A 3309-nucleotide genomic window follows, 5' to 3' on the forward strand; every position below is an offset into this window, starting at 1 on the left:
GGCGGCGGCTCCCGCGGTGGCGAGGTGACTCGGCCCCTCGCGTTCGGTGCGCGCCCCACCGGCGCCCGCCGGCATGACGCGGGTCGGGTCGTTGCTCGCCAGCGACGTGCGGGGCAGGCCGATCGCCGTCGCCCCGTCGGTGACGGGAGCCTCGTGCGGCCACGGCGCGATCTGGTTCGCCAGGTCGCCGGGCGACACTGGGCCGACGTCGTCGGTCAGTGTCAGTCGGCAGATGAGGTCGAGGTCCGCCGGCACACCGACGGCGATCTCGGAGGGAGCGGCGACGCCGCCGACCATCGTCGGGGCTGCCTCGAGCCCGGCATAGGGCACGGGTTGGGCGTCCTCGGGAGCGGCGCCGGGCCACCGGGCGGTGAGCCCCGCGTAGACCAGCCGGACCAGCCCGACCGCGTCGAGGCGGGCGGCGAGCTCGTCCTCCGCGGTGTCGGTGTCGGCGAGGGCGGCGTCGGTTGCCAGTCCCCGGACCTTGACCGAGCCGTCCGGCATCCGCAGGATCGAGCTCGGGTCGAGGGCCAGGTGGTGCAGGCCGCGGTGTCGGGCCTTCTCGAGGGCCGTCGCGGACTCGCCGACCAGGCGCCGCACCTCCTCGGCCGGGAGCCCGCCGCCATGGAGCAGGTAGGACATCGGGGCCGAGCCGGTCAGCGGCTCCTCGACGATGAAGGACACGTCCTCGTCCGCACCGACGTCGAGCACGCGGACGAGCCGGGGGTCCTCGAGGCCGGCGGCGCGACGGGCGGCGTCGAGGGCTGCCGGTGCGATGGGGGCCGAGCTCGGGAAGCACACGAGGACGACATCGCGCTCGAGGGTCTGGTCGGTGGCACGCCACCGCTCGTGATGCGGGCCTTCGGCCGTGCGCAGGGTGACGGCATACCGCCCTGCGAGGACCGAACCCGGACCGACTCCTTGCACGATCCCGTCACCCCTTTCCATGGCTGGGTCGCGACCATCCTAAGTGGATCGGCCCTCGCGACCGCGCTCCATATCGTGCGCGTCGACGTCGGGGTCCACGTCGAGGGCGTGGGGGTCGTCGATCTCGTCGATCCGGGACGTGCCCCGCACGAGCGACCGGACCACGCCGGCGACGAGGACGAGCGCCGCGACGACCCCACCGACCCAGTAGATCGTCGTGTCGAGCGGGTTCGCGGCGACGGGGATGATGGCCGGCTTGCCGATGGGGGTGCCGTCGGCCGTCGTCAGGAACGCCCGGATGTCGGCCTGGCCGGCGGCGACCGCCCGGACGGTCACCTTGACGCTCGTCTTCGACTCGGCGCCGATCCGGATCGGCGGAGGTTGTTTGACCACCTGCATCCGGGGGTTCGTCGGAGCGAGGACGAGCCGGATGTCCTCGATCGCGAAGTCGAGGCCGTTCTCGACGGTGAGGGTGAGGGTGCCCTGCTCCGCGAGGAAGTTGAAGCTGCGCGGGACGACCTGGATCGCGCTCGTCGCGTCCCGCACGCTCGTCGAGATCGTCGTCGCGAGGGAGGTCCACGCAGCAGGGGCCCAGCGCCACCGGGTGCTCGCGAGCTCGTCGAGCACCTCGCGGTAGGTCGCCTCGAAGGTGGCGCCGTCGCGCAGCACCGTGGCCACCCGGCGCAGGGTCTCGCGTTCCTCGGCCATCCGGGCGAGACGGGTCGTCGTCAACGTCGGACCCGGGGCCGCGGCGGGGACCGGCTTGGCGGGGGTGCCGGCCCGCGTCGCGACGTCGTCTCCGGAGTCGACGAGCAGCGAGTCGGCGGAGACCGGGGTGAGCCACGGGGCGGCGTCGATCGCGGTGAGCAGGTCACGCAGCGCTGCGGGGTCAGGGTCGTAGCGGCGGGAGCCGAGCACGAGCACGGAGCGCTGGGTGCCGGGCCGTTCGCCGAGCAGGGCGAGGGTCTCCGCGAGGAACTGCTGCCGCGCCGCAACCCCTGCACCGGCCCCCGAGGGCAACAACGCCGACAGCGGGGCGTCCCAGCCGAGCAGTCGGGTGCCGGCCGCACTGATCCTGCGGGCGGAGGGCGTGTATGCCGTCGGGCCGGTGACCGCTGCGCTGTTGACCACGATGCCGGCTGCCTTGCCCAGCCGGGTGCCGCGCAGCAGCGTCGCGAGACCGGCCTCCCTCCCGGCCGGCAGGAGGCCATCGGCGGGCAGGACGACGTCGGCGCGGACGGACTGGCCGAGCCGGCGCCCGACGACCGAGGATCGGTCGACGAGGTCGCGGATGACGGCATTCGTGGGGTCCGCCTCGACGGCGGCCGCGAGGTCACCGTCGGCGTAGGGCAGCGCCCACACCGCCCGCCCGCGCAGCAGGTCGACGACCTGGTCGCCGAGCTCGGTGACCGCGCGGCCCGCGAGACCGGTCGTCCCCGTCGCGGTGGGCGTGGGTGTCGGCGTGGGTGTGGGTGAAGCGGGCGCCGTGGGGGTCGTCGCGGGTGTCGAGGGTGCGCCGGTGGCCGCGCCTGACGCTGCCCCTCCGGAGGGGCGGCCCGTCGGGGCTCCGGACGTCGTGCCCGTCGCGGGCGCGGTCGTGGCCCCGGGAGTCGCCCCCGGTGTCGGCCCCGCTGTCGCACCCGGTGTCGGCCCCGTTGTCGCACCAGGCGTCGCACCCGGTGTCGGCCCCGGCGTCGGGCCTCCGGCCGCGGACCCGGCCACGCTCGGCCCGAACACGGACGGGTCCACCGCCAGCGTCACGTCGTGCCCGGCCGACCCCTCGAGGAGGTGCCGCACCCGCGAGCCCGGTCCGATGGCCGCCTGCCAGGCCGCGACCCGCTTGCCCTCGTCGGTGGAGAAGAGCGCGGGGTCGGGGTCGAGGGTGACCGGCAGGACGGTGGCGATCTCGAGCGGCACGTACTCCTTGCGCGACTGCCAGGTGAGGAAGGTGCGCAGCACGCCCGCCGGTTCGGTGGCGGCGTGAGGGGTGACCTCGACCGAGAGCGGGATCGCCGCGAAGGTGGCGCGCGACGCGACGCGGCTCGCCGGCAGGTCGAGGCTGAAGCTCGCGCTCTGCCCCGCGTCGACCGTCGGCAGCGTCACCGTGCCGACGACGGAGCCGCGCGCCGGGCCCTGCTGGGCCGCCCACGCGGCGACGGCTCCACGCCGGTCCAGGTCGGCGGTGCCGCGGACAACCCGGAGCGTGGCCCCGAGCAGCGCACCGACGCTCGGGGCGGTCACGATGCCCTTGAGCTTGACCGTCGCGCCCGGTCCGACGACGACGGGACTGACGTCGGTCAGGGTGACGAGGGCGCGGTCCCGCGCCGGCGTGACCTGCGGCGGGGTGGCGACGGCCGACGCCTGCCCGTCGCCGATCGGCTC

Annotated in this window: 2 protein-coding genes; both read right to left on the reverse strand. The window is 75.4% G+C overall.

The genetic code is table 11. The features are described 5' to 3' along the window. Positions 1-948 (reverse strand): protein kinase family protein (locus N864_RS20535; protein WP_476702746.1); only part of this gene is annotated, 948 nt, incomplete at its 3' end. An 18-nt stretch (positions 949-966) separates the two neighbouring features. Then, the coding region (locus N864_RS25205; protein WP_051518871.1) for a DUF6049 family protein at positions 967-3309 on the reverse strand (2343 nt) is incomplete at its 5' end.

The sequence above is a fragment of the Intrasporangium chromatireducens Q5-1 genome, assembly GCF_000576575.1.
GTDB classification, from domain to species: domain Bacteria; phylum Actinomycetota; class Actinomycetes; order Actinomycetales; family Dermatophilaceae; genus Intrasporangium_A; species Intrasporangium_A chromatireducens.